Here is a 21,463-nt window from a genome sequence, read left to right on the forward strand (position 1 = left end):
CCTTACTCAGCACTGCTGCTGAAATCGAGATCTTGGCCTGGCTGAAGGGAGATAACTGCCTTCTTCCAGTCATTACGCTTGCCCAGACCGCGAGCAGTGCGCTTGCTCTTACCCAGAACATTCAGGGTAGTAACACGCTCAACTTTCACGCTGAACAGGCTTTCGACGGCCTTCTTGATTTCCAGCTTGGTTGCGTCAGTTGCAACCTTGAAAACGAACTGGCCTTTCTTGTCAGCCAGAACCGTAGCCTTTTCGGAAACGTGCGGGCCAAGCAGAACTTTAAATACGCGTTCCTGGTTCATCCCAGCAGCTCCTCGAATTTCTTCACGGCCGACACGGTGATCAACACCTTGTCGTATGCGATCAGACTAACTGGATCGGAACCTTGCACGTCACGTACATCAACGTGTGGCAGGTTGCGAGCAGCCAGGTACAGGTTCTGATCAACAGCTTCAGACACGATCAAGACGTCAGTCAGGCCCATGCCGTTCAGCTTGTTCAGCAGATCTTTGGTTTTCGGTGCTTCAACAGCGAAGTCCTGAACCACGACCAGACGATCAGTACGCACGAGTTCAGCAAGGATGGAGCGCAATGCTGCGCGGTACATCTTCTTGTTGAGCTTCTGAGTGTGATCCTGTGGACGAGCTGCGAAAGTGGTACCACCGCCACGCCAGATTGGGCTACGGATAGTACCGGCACGAGCGCGGCCAGTACCTTTCTGACGCCAAGGGCGCTTACCGCCACCACGAACGTCGGAACGGGTCTTTTGCTGCTTGCTACCTTGACGGCCGCCGGCCATGTAGGCCACGACTGCTTGGTGAACCAGCGTCTCGTTGAACTCGCCGCCAAACGTCAGTTCGGAAACTTCGATCGCCTGAGCGTCATTTACATTTAATTGCATGTCAGCTTCCCCTTAACCGCGAGCCTTGGCCGCTGGACGTACAACCAGGTTGCCGCCAGTAGCGCCAGGAACAGCACCCTTGACCAACAACAGATTGCGTTCAGCGTCGACGCGCACTACTTCGAGGGACTGCACGGTCACGCGCTCAGCGCCCATATGACCGGACATTTTTTTGCCCTTGAATACACGACCAGGAGTCTGGCACTGGCCAATAGAGCCCGGGACGCGGTGGGAAACGGAGTTACCGTGAGTGTTGTCTTGACCACGGAAATTCCAACGCTTGATCGTACCCTGGAAGCCCTTACCTTTGGACTGACCGGTTACATCAACCAGTTGACCAGCAGCGAAGATTTCAGCGTTGATCAGATCGCCAGCCTGGTAGTCACCCTCTTCAAGACGGAACTCCATAACAGTGCGACCAGCTGCAACGTTTGCTTTAGCGAAGTGACCTGCTTGAGCAGCAGTCACGCGCGAAGCACGACGCTCGCCGACAGTGACTTGCACTGCACGATAGCCATCGGTCTCTTCAGTTTTGAACTGGGTGACGCGATTCGGTTCGATCTCAATGACCGTAACCGGAATGGAGACACCTTCTTCGGTGAAAATACGGGTCATACCGCATTTACGACCGACTACACCAATAGTCATGTTGTAAACCTCATGAGTGTACGGGGCTTTCACCCGCTATGGCCGCCCATTTCAGAGCGTTACACGACTAAGACCCAAGTCTTAGCCGAGGCTGATCTGTACTTCCACACCGGCCGCCAGATCAAGCTTCATAAGTGCATCAACGGTTTTATCCGTTGGCTGGACGATGTCCAGTACGCGCTTATGAGTACGGATCTCGTACTGGTCACGCGCGTCTTTGTTGACGTGCGGGGAGACCAGAACGGTGAACCGCTCTTTACGGGTAGGCAGTGGAATTGGACCACGCACTTGTGCACCAGTACGTTTCGCGGTTTCCACGATTTCCTGGGTGGATTGGTCGATCAGGCGATGGTCAAAAGCCTTCAACCTGATACGGATTTGCTGATTTTGCATTGGATTTCAGACTCCGGCTGCTATTCCCAGCGAGCGCAATACGCCCGTTAAAAGGAGGCGCAATTCTATAGACGGCCCAGATAGGTGTCAACCCAATAAAAAAGGCCCCCGCTGAGCGGGGGCCTTTTCAAAACATCAAGGCAATCTCAAAAGAGATAATTACTCGATGATTTTAGCTACAACGCCAGCACCAACGGTACGGCCGCCTTCGCGGATAGCGAAACGCAGACCGTCTTCCATTGCGATGGTTTTGATCAGGGTAACAACCATTTTGATGTTGTCGCCTGGCATAACCATTTCAACGCCTTCCGGCAGCTCGCAGTTACCAGTCACGTCAGTAGTACGGAAGTAGAACTGTGGACGGTAGCCTTTGAAGAACGGAGTGTGACGACCGCCTTCTTCTTTGCTCAGAACGTACACTTCAGCTTCGAACTTGGTGTGCGGCTTAACCGAACCTGGCTTAACCAGAACCTGGCCACGCTCAACGTCGTCACGCTTGGTACCACGCAGCAGAACGCCGCAGTTCTCGCCAGCACGACCTTCGTCGAGCAGCTTACGGAACATTTCAACACCGGTGCAGGTGGTGACAGTAGTGTCACGCAGACCAACGATTTCCAGTGGATCTTGAACCTTAACGATACCGCGCTCGATACGACCAGTCACAACAGTACCACGACCGGAGATCGAGAATACGTCTTCGATTGGCATCAGGAACGGCTTGTCGATAACACGAACTGGATCTGGGATGTAGCTGTCCAGAGTTTCAACCAGTTTACGAACGGACGTGGTGCCCATTTCGTTATCGTCTTTGCCTTCCAGAGCCATACGAGCAGAACCGATGATGATCGGAGTGTCGTCACCTGGGAAGTCGTAAGTGCTCAGCAGATCGCGCACTTCCATCTCAACCAGTTCCAGCAGCTCAGCGTCGTCTACCAGGTCAGCCTTGTTCAGGTAAACCACGATGTACGGAACGCCAACCTGACGGGACAGCAGGATGTGCTCACGGGTCTGTGGCATCGGACCATCAGCGGCCGAACAAACCAGAATCGCGCCGTCCATCTGGGCAGCACCGGTGATCATGTTCTTCACATAGTCAGCGTGACCTGGGCAGTCAACGTGAGCGTAGTGACGGATCAGCGAGTTGTATTCAACGTGCGCGGTGTTGATGGTGATACCACGAGCTTTTTCTTCTGGCGCGCTGTCGATTTTATCGAAATCAACGATTGCCGAACCGAATACTTCGGAGCAAACGCGAGTCAGAGCAGCAGTCAGAGTGGTTTTACCGTGGTCAACGTGACCGATGGTGCCAACGTTGACGTGCGGTAGGGAACGATCAAATTTTTCTTTAGCCACGACAATTAACTCCTTGCCTAAAGGACTGAATCAGCCTTGTTTTTTGGATACAGTTTCAGCGATGTGCGCCGGAGCTGTGTTGTATTTTTTGAATTCCATAGAGTAGCTTGCGCGACCCTGAGACATGGAGCGAACGTCGGTCGCATAACCGAACATCTCACCCAACGGAACCTCGGCGCGAATCACTTTGCCGGAAACCGTGTCTTCCATGCCCAAGATCATGCCGCGACGACGGTTAAGGTCGCCCATGACATCACCCATATAGTCTTCAGGTGTAACAACTTCTACCGCCATGATTGGCTCAAGCAACTCACCACCGCCCTTCTGGGCCAGTTGCTTGGTTGCCATGGAAGCAGCCACCTTAAACGCCATCTCGTTGGAGTCGACGTCGTGGTAAGAACCGTCAAAAACGGTTGCTTTCAGGCCGATCAGCGGATAGCCGGCAACAACACCGTTCTTCATCTGCTCTTCGATACCCTTCTGGATAGCAGGGATGTATTCCTTAGGAACCACACCACCTACTACTTCGTTCACGAATTGCAGACCTTCCTGACCTTCGTCAGCAGGAGCAAAACGGATCCAGCAGTGACCGAACTGACCACGACCGCCGGACTGACGAACGAACTTGCCTTCGATTTCACAGTTCTTCGTGATGCGCTCACGATAGGAAACCTGAGGCTTACCGATGTTGGCTTCGACGTTGAACTCACGGCGCATCCGGTCAACCAGGATGTCCAGGTGCAACTCGCCCATGCCGGAGATGATCGTTTGACCAGTCTCTTCATCAGTTTTGACGCGGAAAGATGGATCTTCCTGAGCAAGCTTGCCCAGAGCGATACCCATTTTTTCCTGGTCATCCTTGGTCTTAGGCTCTACGGCAACCGAAATAACCGGCTCCGGGAAGTCCATGCGAACCAGGATGATTGGCTTGTCAGCGTTGCACAAAGTCTCACCAGTGGTGACGTCCTTCATGCCGATCAAGGCCGCGATGTCACCAGCGCGTACTTCCTTGATCTCTTCACGGGCGTTTGCGTGCATTTGCACCATACGACCCACGCGCTCTTTTTTGCCTTTAACCGAGTTGATCACGCCGTCGCCGGAGTTCAACACGCCCGAGTAAACGCGGACGAAGGTCAAGGTACCCACGAATGGGTCAGTGGCAATTTTAAATGCCAGAGCGGAGAACGGTTCTGCGTCGTCTGCATGACGCTCCAGCTCGATAGTCTCGTCATCCGGGTCAGTACCCTTGATGGCAGGAATATCCACTGGTGCTGGCAGGTAGTCGATCACAGCATCGAGAACCAGGGGAACGCCCTTGTTCTTGAACGAGGAACCGCAAACAGCCAAGACGATCTCACCAGCGATAGTACGCTGACGCAGAGCGGCCTTGATTTCCACGTTGGTGAGTTCTTCACCTTCGAGGTACTTGTTCATCAGCTCTTCGTTGGCTTCGGCCGCAGCTTCAACCATGTTGTTGCGCCATTCGTCAGCCAGTTCCTGCAATTCAGCAGGGATAGGCTTGCGAACAGGAACCATACCCTTGTCAGCATCGTTCCAGTAAACAGCTTCCATGGTCAGCAGATCGATCTGGCCCTGGAAGTTGTCTTCGGAACCGATAGCCAACTGGATTGGCACCGGGGTGTGACCCAGGCGCTGCTTGATCTGACCGATCACGCGCAGGAAGTTAGCACCGGCACGGTCCATCTTGTTTACATAAACAAGACGTGGAACGCCGTATTTGTTGGCTTGACGCCATACGGTTTCCGACTGAGGCTCAACACCCGAGGTACCGCAGAACACAACGACAGCGCCGTCGAGTACGCGCAGGGAACGTTCAACTTCAATAGTGAAGTCTACGTGGCCCGGGGTATCGATTACGTTGAAGCGGTGCTCATCCTTGTACTGCTTCTCGGAACCTTTCCAGAAGGCGGTAATAGCAGCAGAAGTAATGGTAATACCACGCTCCTGCTCCTGAACCATCCAGTCTGTGGTCGCGGCGCCGTCATGCACCTCGCCCATCTTGTGACTTTTGCCGGTGTAAAACAGTACGCGCTCGGTGGTGGTGGTTTTACCAGCATCCACGTGAGCAACGATACCGATGTTACGGTAGCGGCTAATCGGAGTAGTACGAGCCATAAAGCCCTCGCAAAATTAGTGAAGCTAAGATTAGAAGCGGTAGTGCGAGAAAGCTTTGTTAGCTTCAGCCATACGGTGCACGTCTTCACGCTTCTTAACAGCAGCACCTTTACCTTCAGCAGCGTCCAACAGTTCGCCAGCCAAACGCAGAGCCATAGACTTCTCGCCGCGCTTACGGGCGAAGTCTACCAACCAGCGCATTGCCAGGGCGTTACGACGGGACGGACGAACTTCAACCGGAACCTGGTAAGTAGCACCGCCTACACGGCGCGACTTCACTTCGACCAGCGGAGCGATGGCGTCGAGAGCTTTCTCGAAGATTTCCAGGGGGTCGCTGTTCTTGCGTTCTTTAACCTTTTCCAGCGCGCCATAAACGATACGCTCGGCAACGGCTTTCTTGCCGCTTTCCATCACGTGGTTCATGAACTTGGCCAGAATTTGGCTTCCGTATTTTGGATCGTCAAGCACTTCGCGCTTGGCTGCTACGCGTCTTCTTGGCATGGATAAGCCCTCAAACGGTCTTCAGGTTCGCTCGGAATCGGTGCCCTTGCGGGACGCCTCCGACCTTACTCTTATCGACTCAGAAAATAAGATGATTCAGTTTTACAAAAAGCCGCTACTACTTAGGCTTCTTGGTACCGTACTTCGAACGACCCTGGTTACGACCTTTAACGCCGGAAGTATCCAAGGAGCCGCGTACGGTGTGGTAACGAACACCTGGCAAGTCTTTTACACGACCGCCGCGGATCAGTACCACGCTGTGCTCTTGCAGGTTGTGGCCTTCACCGCCGATGTACGAGGAAACCTCGAAACCGTTGGTCAGACGCACACGGCATACTTTACGCAGTGCCGAGTTAGGTTTTTTCGGCGTAGTGGTATACACGCGAGTGCATACGCCACGACGTTGCGGGCAGTTCTGCAGCGCAGGCACGTCGGATTTCTCGACGATACGCTTACGCGGCTGACGTACCAGCTGGTTGATAGTTGCCATCTACTAGCTCCACTGTTGTCTTGCGACGCTATTGTCTTGCAAGAAAAGCAAAATGGCAGGAACGAATTCCCGCCAAATTTAGGGGTACAAGAGTCTAAAGAGGATCTTGTCCCCAGTCAAGGCAAGGCCCCGACCTCCCCTCTCGTCGAACCGGAGCAAACCTGCCTCGATCCGACGAATGGGGCTGCCAGGGCCCAGACTTATTTATCGCAGAACTCAGTTACCGCTTGAGTTCAGCGCTTCGGTCAGTGCAGCTTCCACTTCACTGGCGCTTACGCGCAGCGGCTTGTCAGCATCACGGCGGCGCTTGCGCTCGCTGTGGTAAGCCAAACCGGTACCCGCCGGGATCAGACGACCCACAACCACGTTTTCTTTCAGGCCGCGCAGGTAATCGCGCTTGCCGGTTACCGCTGCTTCGGTCAGTACGCGAGTGGTCTCCTGGAAGGAGGCCGCCGAGATGAACGACTCAGTGGACAACGACGCCTTGGTGATACCCAGCAACACACGAGTGAACTTGGAGACAAATTTGTCATCCGCGCCCAGACGTTCGTTTTCTACCAGTACGTGAGTCAGTTCCATCTGGTCGCCCTTGATGAAACTGGAATCGCCGGATTCAGCAATTTCAACTTTACGCAGCATCTGACGCAGGATGGTCTCGATGTGCTTATCGTTGATCTTAACGCCTTGCAGACGGTAAACGTCCTGGATCTCGTTAACGATGTACTTGGCCAGCGCACTCACACCCAGCAGACGCAGGATGTCGTGTGGATCGCTCGGACCGTCGGAGATAACTTCGCCGCGGTTTACCTGTTCGCCTTCGAAGACGTTCAGGTGACGCCACTTCGGAATCAGCTCTTCATACGGATCGCTACCGTCGTTCGGGGTAATGACCAGACGGCGCTTGCCTTTGGTCTCTTTACCGAACGCGATGGTACCGCTGACTTCAGCCAGAATCGACGCTTCTTTCGGACGACGAGCTTCGAACAAGTCGGCAACACGCGGCAGACCACCGGTGATGTCACGGGTCTTCGAAGTTTCTTGCGGGATACGAGCGATAACATCACCGATCGCGATCTTCGCACCATCCGCTACACCGACCAGGGCGTTGGCTGGCAGGAAGTACTGAGCGATTACGTCAGTGCCTGGCAGCAACAAGTCCTTGCCGTTGTCATCGACCATCTTCACGGCAGGACGGATGTCTTTACCGGCAGCTGGACGATCTTTCGCGTCGAGTACTTCAATGTTGGTCATACCGGTCAATTCGTCAGTCTGACGCTTGATCGTGATGCCTTCTTCCATGCCCACGTAGGTCACGGTACCTTTCATTTCGGTAACGATTGGGTGAGTGTGCGGATCCCACTTGGCCACGATTGCGCCAGCGTCGACCTTGTCACCTTCTTTAACCGAAATCACGGCACCGTACGGCAGCTTGTAACGCTCGCGTTCACGACCGTAGTCATCAGCGATTGCCAGCTCACCGGAACGGGACACAGCAACCAGGCAACCATCCACTCGCTCAACGTGCTTCAAGTTGTGCAGACGGACGGTACCGCCATTCTTCACCTGAACACTGTCAGCTGCGGAGGTCCGGCTTGCCGCACCACCAATGTGGAACGTACGCATGGTCAGCTGGGTACCCGGCTCACCGATGGACTGGGCAGCAATAACGCCGACCGCTTCACCGATGTTCACCTGGTGACCACGAGCCAAGTCACGGCCGTAGCACTTGGCGCAAATGCCGTAGCGGGTTTCGCAGCTGATCGGCGAGCGAACAATCACTTCGTCGATGCTGTTGAGTTCAATGAACTCGACCCACTTCTCGTCTACCAGAGTGCCGGCAGGAACGATAATTTCTTCGGTACCTGGCTTGAATACGTCACGGGCGATTACTCGACCCAGTACGCGTTCACCCAACGGCTCTACAACGTCGCCGCCTTCGATGTGCGGAGTCATCAGCAGACCGTGTTCGGTGCCGCAGTCGACTTCAGTCACAACCAAGTCTTGCGCCACGTCTACCAGACGACGAGTCAGGTAACCGGAGTTAGCAGTTTTCAACGCGGTATCCGCAAGACCCTTACGAGCACCGTGAGTGGAGATGAAGTACTGAAGTACGCTCAAACCTTCACGGAAGTTCGCAGTAATCGGCGTTTCAATGATGGAACCGTCCGGCTTGGCCATCAGGCCACGCATACCGGCGAGCTGACGGATCTGCGCAGCAGAACCCCGTGCGCCCGAGTCGGCCATCATGTACATCGAGTTGAACGACTCTTGATCGACTTCTACGCCATGACGGTCGATAACCTTCTCTTTCGAGAGGTTAGCCATCATCGCCTTCGACACTTCGTCGTTGGCCTTGGACCAAAGGTCGATCACTTTGTTGTACTTCTCGCCCTGGGTTACCAGGCCGGAGGCGTACTGGCTTTCGATTTCTTTCACTTCATCAGTAGCAGCATTGATGATCTGGGCTTTTTCATCCGGGATAACGAAGTCGTTAACACCGATGGAAACGCCGGAAATGGTCGAGTATGCAAAGCCGGTGTACATCAACTGGTCAGCGAAGATCACAGTCTCTTTCAAACCAACCACGCGGTAGCACTGGTTGATCAGCTTGGAGATCGCCTTTTTCTTCATCGGCAAGTTGACGACGTCGTACGACAGACCTTTTGGCACAACCTGATACAGCAGCGCACGGCCGACAGTAGTGTCGACAATACGAGTGCCGCTCACGCTGCCGCCATCACGGTCGTTGACGGTTTCGTTGATCCGCACTTTGACCTTGGCATGCAGTGCGGCTTCGCCGGCACGGAACACACGGTCAACTTCTTGCAGGTCAGCGAACACACGACCTTCGCCCTTGGCGTTGATCGCTTCACGCGTCATGTAGTACAGACCCAATACAACGTCCTGCGACGGAACGATGATTGGCTCACCGTTGGCTGGCGACAGAATGTTGTTGGTCGACATCATCAACGCGCGCGCTTCCAACTGGGCTTCCAGTGTCAGCGGTACGTGCACGGCCATTTGGTCGCCGTCGAAGTCGGCGTTGTACGCAGCACAGACCAGAGGGTGCAGCTGGATAGCCTTACCTTCGATCAGTACCGGTTCAAACGCCTGGATACCCAGACGGTGAAGGGTCGGTGCACGGTTGAGGAGAACCGGGTGTTCGCGAATTACTTCAGCGAGAACGTCCCAAACCTCTGGCAGTTCGCGCTCGACCATTTTCTTGGCCGCTTTGATGGTAGTCGCGAGACCGCGCATTTCCAGCTTACCGAAGATGAACGGCTTGAACAGCTCAAGAGCCATCTTCTTAGGCAGACCGCACTGGTGCAGACGCAAGGTCGGGCCTACGGTAATTACCGAACGACCGGAGTAGTCAACACGCTTACCGAGCAAGTTCTGACGGAAACGACCTTGCTTACCCTTGATCATGTCAGCCAAGGATTTCAGAGGACGCTTGTTGGAACCGGTGATAGCGCGGCCACGACGACCGTTGTCGAGCAGGGCATCGACAGCTTCTTGCAACATACGCTTTTCGTTGCGCACGATGATGTCCGGTGCGGACAGATCGAGCAGACGCTTCAAGCGGTTGTTACGGTTGATCACGCGACGGTACAGGTCGTTGAGGTCGGAAGTCGCGAAGCGACCGCCATCCAACGGTACCAGCGGACGCAAGTCTGGCGGCAGAACCGGCAGAACGGTCAGCACCATCCACTCTGGCAAGTTGCCGGAACCTTGGAAGGCCTCCATCAACTTCAGACGCTTGGACAGCTTCTTGATCTTGGTTTCGGAGTTGGTTTGCGGAATTTCTTCACGCAGACGGCCAATCTCGTGTTCCAGGTCGATAGCGTGCAGCAGTTCGCGGACAGCTTCGGCACCCATGCGGGCATCAAAATCGTCGCCGAACTCTTCCAGCGCTTCGAAGTACTGCTCGTCGTTCAGCAGCTGACCTTTTTCAAGGGTGGTCATGCCTGGATCGATAACGACATAGCTCTCGAAGTAGAGAACGCGTTCGATATCACGCAGGGTCATGTCCATCAGCAAGCCGATACGGGACGGCAGCGATTTCAGGAACCAGATGTGGGCAACCGGCGAAGCCAGTTCGATGTGCGCCATGCGCTCACGACGAACTTTAGCCAGCGCAACTTCAACGCCGCACTTCTCGCAGATCACACCACGGTGCTTCAAGCGCTTGTACTTACCGCACAGGCACTCGTAATCCTTTACCGGGCCAAAGATCTTGGCGCAGAACAGGCCGTCACGCTCAGGTTTGAACGTACGGTAGTTGATGGTTTCCGGCTTTTTAACTTCACCGAACGACCACGAACGGATCATCTCAGGCGATGCCAATCCAATACGGATGGCGTCGAACTCTTCGACTTGACCCTGGTTTTTCAGCAAATTCAGTAGGTCTTTCAAGGCCTTTCCTCCTGGCGGAGCAGAGAGCGGGCTAAACAGCCCCGCTCTCGATTCGCGTCACGTGTTATTCGGTTTCCAGATCGATATCGATGCCGAGGGAACGAATTTCTTTGATCAACACGTTGAAGGACTCGGGCATGCCCGGCTCCATACGGTGATCGCCGTCCACGATGTTTTTGTACATCTTGGTCCGACCGTTCACATCGTCCGACTTCACTGTGAGCATTTCTTGCAGAGTGTAAGCAGCACCGTATGCTTCCAGTGCCCAGACCTCCATCTCCCCGAAACGCTGACCACCGAACTGAGCCTTACCACCCAGCGGCTGCTGGGTAACCAGGCTGTACGAACCGGTAGAACGAGCGTGCATCTTGTCGTCTACCAAGTGGTTCAGCTTCAGCATGTACATGTAGCCAACAGTAACCGGGCGCTCAAACTTGTTGCCGGTACGGCCGTCGAACAGCTGCATCTGGCCGCTTTCTGGCAGGTCTGCCAGTTTCAGCATGGCCTTGATTTCGCTTTCCTTGGCACCGTCGAACACCGGGGTAGCCATTGGAACGCCGCCGCGCAGGTTCTTCGCCAGATCCAGGATTTCCTGGTCAGTGAAGGTGTCCAGCTCTTCGTTGCGACCGCCGATCTCGTTGTAGATCTCGTGCAGGAACTTGCGCAGGTCAGCAACCTTGCGCTGCTCTTCGATCATACGGTTGATCTTCTCGCCCAGACCTTTGGCCGCGAGGCCCAGGTGGGTTTCAAGGATCTGACCAACGTTCATACGCGAAGGTACGCCCAACGGGTTGAGGACGACGTCGACCGGGGTGCCATTGGCATCGTGCGGCATGTCTTCAACCGGCATGATCACGGAGACCACACCTTTGTTACCGTGACGACCGGCCATCTTGTCGCCCGGCTGGATGCGACGACGGATTGCCAGGTAAACCTTGACGATTTTCAGCACGCCTGGAGCCAGGTCATCGCCCTGCTGCAGTTTGCGCTTCTTGTCTTCGAACTTGTCGTCCAGCAGACGGCGACGATCAACGATGTAGGCCTGGGCCTTCTCGAGCTGCTCGTTCAGAGCATCTTCAGCCATGCGCAGTTTGAACCACTGGCCGTGCTCAAGACCGTCGAGGATCTCGTCGGTGATGTCCTGACCTTTCTTCAGACCTGCGCCGCCTTCAGCCTTGTGGCCTACCAGAGCGGAACGCAGACGTTCGAAGGTCGCGCCTTCAACGATACGGAACTCTTCGTTCAGGTCCTTGCGGATCTCGTCGAGTTGAGTCTTCTCGATGGACAGTGCACGAGCATCACGCTCAACGCCGTCACGGGTGAAGACCTGTACGTCGATGACAGTACCCTTGGTACCGGTAGGTACGCGCAGGGAAGTGTCTTTAACGTCGCTGGCTTTTTCACCGAAGATGGCACGCAACAGCTTCTCTTCCGGAGTCAGTTGGGTCTCGCCTTTCGGAGTGACCTTACCCACCAGGATGTCGCCTGCGCCAACTTCAGCACCTACGTAAACGATACCGGCTTCGTCCAGCTTGTTCAGTGCAGCTTCACCCACGTTCGGGATGTCTGCAGTGATTTCCTCTGGCCCAAGCTTGGTGTCACGCGCCACACAGGTCAGTTCCTGAATGTGGATCGTGGTGAAACGATCTTCCTGAACCACACGCTCAGAGAGACAGATGGAGTCTTCGAAGTTGTAACCGTTCCAGGCCATGAACGCGATGCGCATGTTCTGACCCAGTGCCAGCTCACCCATATCGGTGGAAGGACCGTCTGCCATGATGTCGCTACGCTGAACGCGATCACCCTTGCTCACCAGCGGACGCTGGTTGATGCAGGTGTTCTGGTTCGAGCGGGTGTATTTGGTCAGGTTGTAGATGTCGACACCGGCTTCGCCAGTTTCAACTTCGTCATCGGCAACACGAACCACGATACGGCTGGCATCAACAGAGTCGATCACGCCGCCACGACGAGCCACGACGCAAACGCCGGAGTCACGGGCTACGTTACGCTCCATGCCAGTACCTACCAGCGGCTTGTCAGCGCGCAGGGTGGGTACAGCTTGACGCTGCATGTTGGAACCCATCAACGCACGGTTGGCGTCATCGTGTTCCAGGAACGGGATCAGCGACGCTGCAACCGAAACTACCTGCTTCGGCGATACGTCCATCAAGGTGACGTCTTCCGGCGCCTTGACGGTGAACTCGTTCAAGTGACGAACAGCTACCAGCTCGTCGATCAGCATTTTCTTGTCGTTCATCGTGGCCGAAGCCTGAGCGATCACGTGATCAGCTTCTTCGATGGCGGACAGGAACACGATCTCGTCGGTGACCAAAGCGTCTTTCACCACACGGTACGGGCTCTCAAGGAAGCCGTACTGGTTGGTGCGCGCATAAGCGGCCAGGGAGTTGATCAGGCCGATGTTCGGACCTTCCGGCGTTTCAATCGGGCATACACGACCGTAGTGAGTCGGGTGTACGTCACGAACTTCAAAGCCTGCGCGCTCACGCGTCAGACCGCCCGGGCCCAGTGCGGAAACACGGCGCTTGTGGGTGATCTCGGAGAGCGGGTTGTTCTGGTCCATGAACTGCGAGAGCTGGCTGGAACCGAAGAACTCTTTCACCGCGGCAGCCACTGGCTTGGCGTTGATCAAGTCTTGCGGCATCAGACCTTCGCTTTCAGCCATCGACAGACGCTCTTTGACCGCACGCTCAACACGCACCAGGCCAACGCGGAACTGGTTCTCGGCCATTTCGCCTACGCAGCGAACACGACGGTTACCCAAGTGGTCGATGTCATCGACGATGCCTTTACCGTTACGGATGTCGACCAGGGTCTTCAGTACCGCGACGATATCTTCCTTGCACAGCACGCCCGAACCTTCGATCTCGGTACGACCGATACGACGGTTGAACTTCATCCGGCCGACCGCAGACAGGTCATAGCGCTCAGGGCTGAAGAACAGGTTGTTGAACAGGGTCTCGGCAGCGTCTTTGGTTGGTGGCTCACCAGGACGCATCATGCGATAGATCTCGACCAGCGCTTCCAATTGGTTGCTGGTGGAGTCGATCTTCAGTGTGTCGGAGATGAACGGACCGCAGTCGATGTCGTTGGTGTACAGGGTCTCGATGCGAACAACCTGAGCCTTGGCGATTTTTGCCAGGATTTCGGTGTTCAGCTCGGTGTTGCACTCAGCCAGGATTTCGCCTGTAGCTGGGTGAACGATGACCTTGGCAGTGGTGCGACCCAGGACGTAGTCCAGAGGCACGTCCAGCGACTTGATACCGGCTTTTTCGATCTGGTTGATGTGGCGCGCGGTAATACGGCGGCCAGCTTCAACGATGACCTTGCCATTTTCATCCTGGATATCCAGGACGGCAATTTCACCACGCAGACGCGAAGCAATCAGTTCCAGGCTGAGGGTTTCATCCTTCAGACTGAATACGTTGGTGGTGTAGAAAGCATCCAGCACTTGCTCAGTGGTATAGCCGAGCGCGCGCAGCAGTACCGAGGCCGGCAGCTTACGACGACGGTCGATACGCACGAACACGCAGTCTTTCGGGTCGAACTCGAAGTCCAACCACGAGCCGCGGTACGGAATGATCCGCGCGGAGTACAGGAGCTTACCGGAGCTGTGCGTCTTGCCGCGGTCGTGGTCGAAGAACACGCCCGGGGAACGGTGCAGCTGGGAAACGATAACGCGCTCGGTACCGTTGATAACGAAGGTACCGTTTTCAGTCATCAATGGGATTTCGCCCATATAGACTTCTTGCTCTTTGATGTCCTTGATCGCTTTGTTCGACGATTCTTTGTCGAAAATGATCAGACGGACTTTTACCCGCAAAGGTACGGCGTACGTAACACCGCGCAACACGCATTCTTTGACATCAAATGCCGGTTCGCCCAGGCGATAACCCACGTACTCCAGCGCAGCATTGCCGGAGTAGCTGATGATCGGGAAAACGGATTTGAAGGCCGCATGCAGGCCCACGTCGCGGAACTGATCTTTAGTCGCTCCCGCTTGCAAGAATTCACGATACGAATCCAGCTGGATAGCCAGAAGGTACGGGACATCCATGACGTCCGGCAACTTGCTAAAGTCCTTGCGGATACGTTTTTTCTCAGTATATGAGTAAGCCATCAGCGTTCCCCAGCTTGGTCACCTGCTTGTTTGGCCCCTCCCGACGGGAGCAGCCAGAAAATCTCGCAAACCCCATGGTTTGCACCACCGCATCGGGTGGCTACAGCGCGTTAATGGCGGCGACCGAGTCGACAGCCAAGAACGGAAAAAGGCCGGTGGCAAGAGCCACCAGCCATCAGCCTTCAGCTTAACGCTTGGGCTGGAGACGCAAGGTCGATGCTTACTTCAGCTCGACTTTAGCGCCTGCTTCTTCCAGCACTGCTTTGGCTTTGTCAGCGGCGTCTTTCGACACTGCTTCCAGAACCTGGGCAGGAGCGCCGTCAACTACAGCCTTGGCTTCTTTCAGGCCCAGACCGGTCAGTTCACGTACTGCCTTGATCACGTTTACTTTCTTCTCGCCAGCTTCCAGCAGCATGACGTTGAATTCGGTTTGCTCTTCAGCAACAACTGCGGCAGCAGCTGGGCCAGCAGAAGCAGCTGCAGCGGAAACGCCGAATTTTTCTTCGAAAGCTTTGATCAGCTCAACAACCTGCAGAACCGACATTTCAGCTACGGCGTTGAGGATATCGTCTTGGGAGATAGACATTGCTGTATTTCCTGAATTGGGGGACGGCCTACGCGGCCATCGAAATAAACAAAAATACGCGAAAGAAGTCGCTCAGCCTTAGGCTGCGGCAGCTTCTTTTTGCTCGCGAACTGCGGCCAGAGTACGAGCCAACTTGCTGGTAGCGCCTTGAATCACGCTCATCAGCTGAGAAATAGCTTCGTTACGGGTCGGCAGTGTTGCCAGTACGTCGATTTGGTTAGCTGCGAGGAACTTGCCCTCGAACGCAGCTGCCTTGATCTCGAACTTATCCTGACTCTTGGCGAATTCCTTGAACAAACGGGCAGCAGCACCCGGATGATCTTTGGAGAACGCGATCAGAGTCGGGCCAGTGAACACGTCGTTGAGGACACTGTATTCAGTGTCAGCAACAGCGCGCTTGAGCAGGGTATTACGTACAACACGTACGTATACGCCAGCTTCACGAGCCTCTTTACGGAGTCCGGTCATAGCGCTTACTGTCACACCACGGGCATCAGCCACGACAGCGGACAGAGCAGCTTTGGCAGCCTCGTTGACTTCAGCGACGATGGCCTTCTTGTCTTCGAGATTAATTGCCACGGGTTTAACTCCTGCTTGTTACCGTTTCATCTGGCCGAAGCCGGATGTCGTTTTGGTGTCTGATTCGGTAAGGAACCGGGAGCACCATCTGCGTAGGCTTGAGGTTTAAGGCTTGCGCCGCCTACGGTCTTGGATAGCCCCCGCCAGGCAGGGACCCCAATTTTTTCAGTTGCCGCGATCTCTCGCGACAACTTGTGTCTTATACGTCCAGCGAGCCTTGGTCGATGACCAGACCTGGGCCCATAGTGGTGCTCAGGGTAACGCGCTTAACGTAGATACCTTTCGAGGAAGCTGGCTTGATACGCTTAAGATCAGCGATCAGGGCTTCAACGTTTTCCTTCAGCTTGACGGCGTCGAAGCCGACTTTGCCAACGGAGGTGTGAATGATGCCGTTTTTGTCGGTGCGATAACGAACCTGACCAGCCTTGGCGTTTTTAACCGCGGTAGCTACGTCTGGCGTTACGGTGCCGACTTTAGGGTTAGGCATCAGACCACGTGGACCGAGGATCTGGCCCAGCTGACCTACAACGCGCATTGCATCCGGGGAAGCAATAACTACGTCGTAGTTCAGGTCGCCGCCTTTCATTTCGGCAGCCAGGTCGTCCATACCAACGCGATCGGCGCCGGCGGCCAGAGCAGCTTCAGCTGCTGGGCCTTGGGTGAAGACAGCAACACGTACAGTCTTGCCAGTACCGTGTGGCAGCACAGTAGCGCTACGAACGACCTGGTCGGATTTACGTGGGTCAACACCCAGGTTTACAGCAACGTCAACGGACTCGCTGAACTTGACAGTCGACAGCTCAGTCAGCAGGGCAGCAGCGTCTACAAAGTTGTAGGCCTTGCCTGCTTCGATTTTGCCGGCGATAGCCTTTTGGCGCTTGGTCAGCTTAGCCATTACACACCCTCCACGTTAAGGCCCATGCTACGAGCAGAACCGGCGATGGTACGCACGGCTGCATCCATATCAGCTGCAGTCAGATCCGCGTTTTTGGTTTTCGCGATTTCTTCCAGCTGAGCACGAGTTACGGTGCCAACCTTAACGGTGTTAGGACGAGCGGAACCGCTAGTCAGACCTGCAGCCTTCTTCAACAAAACCGAAGCCGGGGTCGACTTGGTTTCGAAAGTGAAGCTACGGTCGCTGTATACAGTGATGATCACTGGAGTCGGCAGACCTGGCTCAATACCCTGAGTACGGGCGTTGAAGGCCTTGCAGAATTCCATGATGTTCACGCCGTGCTGACCCAGAGCCGGGCCGACAGGTGGACTAGGGTTGGCCTGAGCGGCCTTCACTTGCAGCTTGATGTAAGCGGTAATCTTCTTGGCCATGAGGCACTCCAATTACGGGTTCAAACGCCTCGAAAGGCTCCCCGGTTACTTGCGCGTTTATCCCAGTGACGACAAAACCCCACAGCCTAAGGCTGCGGGGTTGGGATGCTTGCTCAGCTAGACCTTCTCGACCTGGCTGAACTCCAACTCTACCGGAGTAGAGCGACCGAAAATGAGCACTGCCACTTGGATCCGGCTCTTTTCGTAGTTAACTTCTTCGACGGTGCCGTTGAAATCAGCAAACGGACCATCTGTGACACGAACAACCTCACCCGGCTCGAACAACGTCTTCGGCTTAGGCTTGTCGCTACCATCAGCAACACGACGCAGAATCGCTTCCGCCTCTTTGTCAGTGATAGGAGCAGGCTTATCGGCAGTACCGCCAATGAAGCCCATGACACGAGGAGTGTCCTTGACTAAGTGCCAAGTACCTTCATTCATGTCCATCTGAACCAGCACGTAGCCAGGGAAGAACTTGCGTTCGCTTTTGCGCTTCTGACCATTCCGCATTTCAACCACTTCTTCAGTGGGAACCAGAATTTCGCCGAAGCCATCTTCCATGCCTGCCAGCTTTACGCGCTCTAGCAAAGAGCGCATAACATGCTTCTCGTAACCCGAGTAAGCATGCACAACGTACCAACGCTTAGCCACGGGACACCCTTAGCCAACAATCAAGGAAACAAGCCAGCCGAGCAGGGAATCAAGCCCCCACAACAGCAACGCCATAACCAGAACAACAGCCACAACGATCAACGTGGTCTGCGTGGTTTCTTGGCGAGTCGGCCAAACGACTTTACGGATTTCGGTGCGAGCTTCCTTTACCAGGACCGCGAAAGACTTGCCTTTGGCAGTCTGCAGGCCTACAAAGGCAGCTACAGCAGCAAGGGCCAGCAAAGCGAGCACACGGTACAGGATCGGCGAAGCAGAATAATACTGATTGCCAACAACGCCTACGACCACCAACGCGACTACAGCGAGCCACTTGACGAGATCGAAACGAGAGCTTTGAGCTTCAGCCTTAGGAGTCATCTATGAAGATCCTGTGAAAAGAAAGCCAGATACACCACGTGAATCTGGCAGGTCAGGAGGGAATCGAACCCCCAACCTACGGTTTTGGAGACCGTCGCTCTGCCAATTGAGCTACTGACCTAAAACAAAATCAGGCCGACCATTATGCAGGCCTGAAAAAGACATTACAACAACCAACCCCAACAGACTTGAAATCACCTGACGATAAAGCCAGATACAACACTATCAAGCCGAGGCAGCTGTTAAAACAAAGGCAGATATTTTCATATCTGCCTTGTTATATGGAGCTCTTGAGCGGATTTGAACCGCTGACCTCACCCTTACCAAGGGTGTGCTCTACCAACTGAGCTACAAGAGCAAAACACCGTGCACAACCTGCAAACTTGGAGCGGGTAGCGGGAATCGAACCCGCATCATCAGCTTGGAAGGCTGAGGTTCTACCACTAAACTATACCCGCGGAGCTTGCAGCTCACGCTAAAAATGGTGGAGGGGGAAGGATTCGAACCTTCGAAGTCGTAGACGTCAGATTTACAGTCTGATCCCTTTGGCCGCTCGGGAACCCCTCCTAAGCGAGCCGGCATTCTACATCACGCCGGCCTTCTGTCAAGCATTTTCTCATTAAAAATATGAGGTTAGCTGCGTTGACCTTCGCTTCACGCTGTAGACCGTAAAGGTCTTCACTGCGAAGCGGGCGCCATTCTATGCAAACTATTCGACAGTTGCAACGCCTTCGCACAACATTATTTTATGTTTTAACTCATTGAATTCCTTAGCAAGGTTTTCAAACGGCAGATCGTCAGCCAGGCGCCTGCTTTCCGGGGCTACACGGAGCCAGTAGCCGGATGCCTCAGCAGTATTGAGCAATTGCACCTTGACCTTTATATCCAGGCTTGTAAGGCGCTGCTCCATCGACTGCGCCTGCCTCTGATCAGTAAAACCACCTATGTATAAGCAGGTATTTTGTGCGTCTGGGGCCTTTACTCGATCACGCCGAACCATTGGATCAGAAGACTCACTTAACAGGCGAATATCCTGCTGAGAGCCCTTATAGAGACTCAGGGGCGTTACGTCCTTAGCGCGCAACGGCGCTTCTTGTTGATGCCAAATGTAATAGAAGGCATTGAGAACGAGCAAAAGCAAAAACAGCCAACGCATAAATACCTCAGGACAAAGGGCACGCCATCGCCAGACCAACAAAAACCAGATCCGGAACATGGCGAGCCTGCGGCACAGCATCCGAGACCAGGTCAGCATCCCCACCCGTTAGAAAAACCGTGAAATTATCGCCCCAATAGCTTTGAGCCAGCTCAAGCTGAGTCAATACAAACCCCCTGAGCATTAGCGTACAACCTCGCTCAACCGCCTCCACAGTCGTTCGACCGGGCGAGAGGCGCTCCACAGCTTGCTCGGCCGCAACGTCGTCGTAGCGAATCTTGCGAGTGTGGGTTCGCAGTTGACTGCGCATGAGGGGCATCCCTGGACATATAAAGCCGCCAAGGTGCTCACCGTCAGCAGCAATGAAATCTGCAGTCGCCGCAGTACCAAAGTCGAGCACCAGACAGGCCCCTGACGCTAACTTGAACCCCCCCAGCATTGCCAACCAACGATCAAGCCCAAGACGCTCATACTCTTCGTAGCCATTACGAACGCCAGCCATTTCTCGCGCCGGAGCAGCACAGGAGACGACAACACCAAAAGCCCCCTGCAACGCCTCAACCAACTGCCCAGTCTCCTGCGAAGCACGAACACTCACCAAACGGCAACGCGTCAGAGACAGCCCTGGTATCGCTACCAGACTCTCAATCAATGCGAGATCCGAACCGACAATACCTTCGGAAGATACCCCAGCCATGTGCGAATCGAGTACACGCCATTTGATAAAGCTATTCCCACAGTCGAGCTCAAGAATCATCACGCAACCTCAGGCTTAACTCACCACCGCTGTATATTTTCTCGACACCATCGACATTCAAGCGCAGCGCGCCTTGGTGGTCGATCCCTAGCACAATCCCATCAATCTGGTTAACGCCCGCAATGAGGGATACGGCCCGTCCCTGCCACAAATGATTTTGCTCCCACTCTTCTTGGAGCGCAGTAAAGCCGAAAGCTTTATGTCGCTGCAGATAACTTTGCAATTGCAGCCCCAGCCGTGCAACCAGGTCATTGCGATCGACAGTAGAACCTGTTTCCAGCTGTGCTGAAGTCCACTGCTGATCGACCTCCGCAGCCTTTTGCATGTTTACGTTGATACCTATTCCAAGGACAACGTGGCAGATGTCTGCAGGATCTCCTACCAATTCAAGCAAGATACCGGCAATTTTTTTGTGCCCCACCAGGACATCGTTTGGCCACTTCAACGCCGCGCCTTTCACACCCAGCTCGCGGAGGCACTGCATGACCGCCAAGCCGACAACAAGACTGAGCCCCTCTAACTGCCGCAGCCCGCCGTCAATGCGCAAGACAAGGCTGTAATACACATTCTGAGCAAACGGGCTAACCCACTTACGGCCTCGCCTACCCCTTCCTGCAGTTTGCTGCTCTGCAAGCACCAGAAATGGCGCCATGCAGCCTGCGTCGACAAGCCGCAAGGCTTCGGCATTAGTGGAGTCAATGGAGTCAGAGATGTAAACGGGCCACACCAAAGAAGCAGCATTCGCTTCAATTTCTTTAGCGCTCAAGAAAACCAACGGGGACGCAAGCTGATACCCCTTGCCACGGACTTTATGAATGGGCAGGTTCAATTCAGACTCAAGATGCTGGAGCTGCTTCCAAACAGCACTGCGACTGACGCCCAAGGCAGCACCCAGCGCTTCTCCAGAGTGGAATCGGCCATCTTTCAGAAGTTCTAACAACGTCAGCATGCAAGTATCGCCTCACAATGAGGCACGCATGATAGCCATGCATAAGGCCATTGCATAGAAAGGACGGGGTTTAGCACTGTAGGCGGCTGCAATAAGCCCCTTTGC

Annotated in this window: 19 protein-coding genes and 4 tRNA genes; all 23 read right to left on the reverse strand. The window is 54.7% G+C overall.

The features are described 5' to 3' along the window. Nucleotides 1-2: 2 nt before the first annotated feature. The 23 genes from rplW to birA all read right to left on the reverse strand — a co-directional run bounded on the left by rplW (nt 3) and on the right by birA (nt 21,358). Nucleotides 3-302 (reverse strand): 50S ribosomal protein L23, encoded by a 300-nt coding sequence (gene rplW / locus ACI77D_RS24750; RefSeq protein WP_002555488.1) that lies wholly within the window; start codon nt 300-302, stop codon nt 3-5. After that, nucleotides 299-901: a 50S ribosomal protein L4 gene (gene rplD, locus ACI77D_RS24755; protein WP_003210082.1), complete on the reverse strand. Its 603-nt coding sequence runs from the start codon at nt 899-901 to the stop codon at nt 299-301. Before rplD ends, rplW begins: the two co-directional genes overlap by 4 nt. A gap of 12 nt (nt 902-913) precedes the next feature. Then, on the reverse strand, nt 914-1,549 hold the full coding sequence (gene rplC / locus ACI77D_RS24760) for a 50S ribosomal protein L3 (protein ID WP_007253310.1): 636 nt from the start codon (nt 1,547-1,549) through the stop codon (nt 914-916). Nucleotides 1,550-1,630: 81 nt separating this feature from the next. Then, complete coding sequence (gene rpsJ / locus ACI77D_RS24765; RefSeq protein ID WP_003186070.1) at nt 1,631-1,942, reverse strand: 30S ribosomal protein S10; 312 nt, start codon at nt 1,940-1,942, stop codon at nt 1,631-1,633. A 159-nt stretch (nt 1,943-2,101) separates the two neighbouring features. Beyond that, the gene (gene tuf, locus ACI77D_RS24770) at nt 2,102-3,295 is read right to left on the reverse strand and encodes an elongation factor Tu (RefSeq protein ID WP_003176426.1); all 1,194 of its coding nucleotides are present in this window, start codon (nt 3,293-3,295) and stop codon (nt 2,102-2,104) included. A 30-nt stretch (nt 3,296-3,325) separates the two neighbouring features. Beyond that, nucleotides 3,326-5,431 carry an elongation factor G gene (gene fusA, locus ACI77D_RS24775; RefSeq protein WP_015886136.1) on the reverse strand — a complete coding sequence of 702 codons (2,106 nt, stop codon included), beginning with the start codon at nt 5,429-5,431 and terminating at the stop codon, nt 3,326-3,328. Between the two features lie 30 nt (nt 5,432-5,461). Continuing rightward, a complete protein-coding gene (rpsG, locus tag ACI77D_RS24780; protein ID WP_002555493.1) occupies nt 5,462-5,932 on the reverse strand; it encodes a 30S ribosomal protein S7 in 471 nt (156 codons plus the stop codon). Nucleotides 5,933-6,050: 118 nt separating this feature from the next. Beyond that, nucleotides 6,051-6,422: a 30S ribosomal protein S12 gene (rpsL, locus tag ACI77D_RS24785; RefSeq protein WP_002555494.1), complete on the reverse strand. Its 372-nt coding sequence runs from the start codon at nt 6,420-6,422 to the stop codon at nt 6,051-6,053. A 216-nt stretch (nt 6,423-6,638) separates the two neighbouring features. Further along, complete coding sequence (gene rpoC / locus ACI77D_RS24790; protein ID WP_064454356.1) at nt 6,639-10,838, reverse strand: DNA-directed RNA polymerase subunit beta'; 4,200 nt, start codon at nt 10,836-10,838, stop codon at nt 6,639-6,641. Nucleotides 10,839-10,902: 64 nt separating this feature from the next. Then, nucleotides 10,903-14,976, reverse strand: coding sequence for a DNA-directed RNA polymerase subunit beta (gene rpoB, locus ACI77D_RS24795; protein ID WP_064454357.1), 4,074 nt, complete (start codon nt 14,974-14,976; stop codon nt 10,903-10,905). Between the two features lie 220 nt (nt 14,977-15,196). After that, complete coding sequence (gene rplL, locus ACI77D_RS24800; RefSeq protein ID WP_064454358.1) at nt 15,197-15,562, reverse strand: 50S ribosomal protein L7/L12; 366 nt, start codon at nt 15,560-15,562, stop codon at nt 15,197-15,199. Nucleotides 15,563-15,640: 78 nt separating this feature from the next. Continuing rightward, a complete protein-coding gene (rplJ, locus tag ACI77D_RS24805) occupies nt 15,641-16,141 on the reverse strand; it encodes a 50S ribosomal protein L10 (protein ID WP_056861893.1) in 501 nt (166 codons plus the stop codon). A gap of 199 nt (nt 16,142-16,340) precedes the next feature. After that, complete coding sequence (rplA, locus tag ACI77D_RS24810) at nt 16,341-17,036, reverse strand: 50S ribosomal protein L1 (RefSeq protein WP_003232403.1); 696 nt, start codon at nt 17,034-17,036, stop codon at nt 16,341-16,343. After that, complete coding sequence (gene rplK, locus ACI77D_RS24815; RefSeq protein ID WP_003210097.1) at nt 17,036-17,467, reverse strand: 50S ribosomal protein L11; 432 nt, start codon at nt 17,465-17,467, stop codon at nt 17,036-17,038. The genes rplA and rplK overlap by 1 nt, the downstream gene beginning before the upstream one ends. 117 nt (nt 17,468-17,584) lie before the next feature. Next, complete coding sequence (gene nusG, locus ACI77D_RS24820) at nt 17,585-18,118, reverse strand: transcription termination/antitermination protein NusG (protein WP_003176436.1); 534 nt, start codon at nt 18,116-18,118, stop codon at nt 17,585-17,587. Between the two features lie 9 nt (nt 18,119-18,127). Beyond that, a complete protein-coding gene (secE, locus tag ACI77D_RS24825; protein ID WP_003194658.1) occupies nt 18,128-18,496 on the reverse strand; it encodes a preprotein translocase subunit SecE in 369 nt (122 codons plus the stop codon). A gap of 45 nt (nt 18,497-18,541) precedes the next feature. Then, nucleotides 18,542-18,617, reverse strand: a tRNA-Trp gene (locus tag ACI77D_RS24830). A 161-nt stretch (nt 18,618-18,778) separates the two neighbouring features. Then, a tRNA-Thr gene (locus tag ACI77D_RS24835) sits at nt 18,779-18,854 on the reverse strand. A gap of 26 nt (nt 18,855-18,880) precedes the next feature. Next, nucleotides 18,881-18,954: transfer RNA gene (locus tag ACI77D_RS24840), tRNA-Gly, on the reverse strand. 24 nt (nt 18,955-18,978) lie between these two features. Further along, nucleotides 18,979-19,063 (reverse strand) — tRNA-Tyr (locus ACI77D_RS24845). A 142-nt stretch (nt 19,064-19,205) separates the two neighbouring features. Then, nucleotides 19,206-19,652 carry a hypothetical protein gene (locus tag ACI77D_RS24850; RefSeq protein ID WP_064454359.1) on the reverse strand — a complete coding sequence of 149 codons (447 nt, stop codon included), beginning with the start codon at nt 19,650-19,652 and terminating at the stop codon, nt 19,206-19,208. Nucleotides 19,653-19,659: 7 nt separating this feature from the next. Next, the gene (locus tag ACI77D_RS24855) at nt 19,660-20,409 is read right to left on the reverse strand and encodes a pantothenate kinase (RefSeq protein WP_064454360.1); all 750 of its coding nucleotides are present in this window, start codon (nt 20,407-20,409) and stop codon (nt 19,660-19,662) included. Then, nucleotides 20,399-21,358, reverse strand: coding sequence for a bifunctional biotin--[acetyl-CoA-carboxylase] ligase/biotin operon repressor BirA (gene birA / locus ACI77D_RS24860; RefSeq protein WP_221295750.1), 960 nt, complete (start codon nt 21,356-21,358; stop codon nt 20,399-20,401). The genes ACI77D_RS24855 and birA overlap by 11 nt, the downstream gene beginning before the upstream one ends. Nucleotides 21,359-21,463: the final 105 nt, after the last annotated feature.

This window comes from Pseudomonas sp. O39, assembly GCF_045447295.1.
Lineage (GTDB): Bacteria > Pseudomonadota > Gammaproteobacteria > Pseudomonadales > Pseudomonadaceae > Aquipseudomonas > Aquipseudomonas antarctica_A.

Coding starts and splice junctions, on each gene's coding strand:
- rpsG (WP_002555493.1), bottom strand. CDS start 5,932: ATGCCAAGAAGACGCGTAGCAGCCAAGCGCGAAGTGCTTGACGATCCA.
- ACI77D_RS24855 (WP_064454360.1), bottom strand. CDS start 20,409: ATGATTCTTGAGCTCGACTGTGGGAATAGCTTTATCAAATGGCGTGTA.
- birA (WP_221295750.1), bottom strand. CDS start 21,358: ATGCTGACGTTGTTAGAACTTCTGAAAGATGGCCGATTCCACTCTGGA.
- rplC (WP_007253310.1), bottom strand. CDS start 1,549: ATGACTATTGGTGTAGTCGGTCGTAAATGCGGTATGACCCGTATTTTC.
- rpsJ (WP_003186070.1), bottom strand. CDS start 1,942: ATGCAAAATCAGCAAATCCGTATCAGGTTGAAGGCTTTTGACCATCGC.
- secE (WP_003194658.1), bottom strand. CDS start 18,496: ATGACTCCTAAGGCTGAAGCTCAAAGCTCTCGTTTCGATCTCGTCAAG.
- rplK (WP_003210097.1), bottom strand. CDS start 17,467: ATGGCCAAGAAGATTACCGCTTACATCAAGCTGCAAGTGAAGGCCGCT.
- ACI77D_RS24850 (WP_064454359.1), bottom strand. CDS start 19,652: ATGCGTTGGCTGTTTTTGCTTTTGCTCGTTCTCAATGCCTTCTATTAC.
- rplL (WP_064454358.1), bottom strand. CDS start 15,562: ATGTCTATCTCCCAAGACGATATCCTCAACGCCGTAGCTGAAATGTCG.
- rplD (WP_003210082.1), bottom strand. CDS start 901: ATGCAATTAAATGTAAATGACGCTCAGGCGATCGAAGTTTCCGAACTG.
- rplW (WP_002555488.1), bottom strand. CDS start 302: ATGAACCAGGAACGCGTATTTAAAGTTCTGCTTGGCCCGCACGTTTCC.
- rpsL (WP_002555494.1), bottom strand. CDS start 6,422: ATGGCAACTATCAACCAGCTGGTACGTCAGCCGCGTAAGCGTATCGTC.
- fusA (WP_015886136.1), bottom strand. CDS start 5,431: ATGGCTCGTACTACTCCGATTAGCCGCTACCGTAACATCGGTATCGTT.
- rpoB (WP_064454357.1), bottom strand. CDS start 14,976: ATGGCTTACTCATATACTGAGAAAAAACGTATCCGCAAGGACTTTAGC.
- rplA (WP_003232403.1), bottom strand. CDS start 17,036: ATGGCTAAGCTGACCAAGCGCCAAAAGGCTATCGCCGGCAAAATCGAA.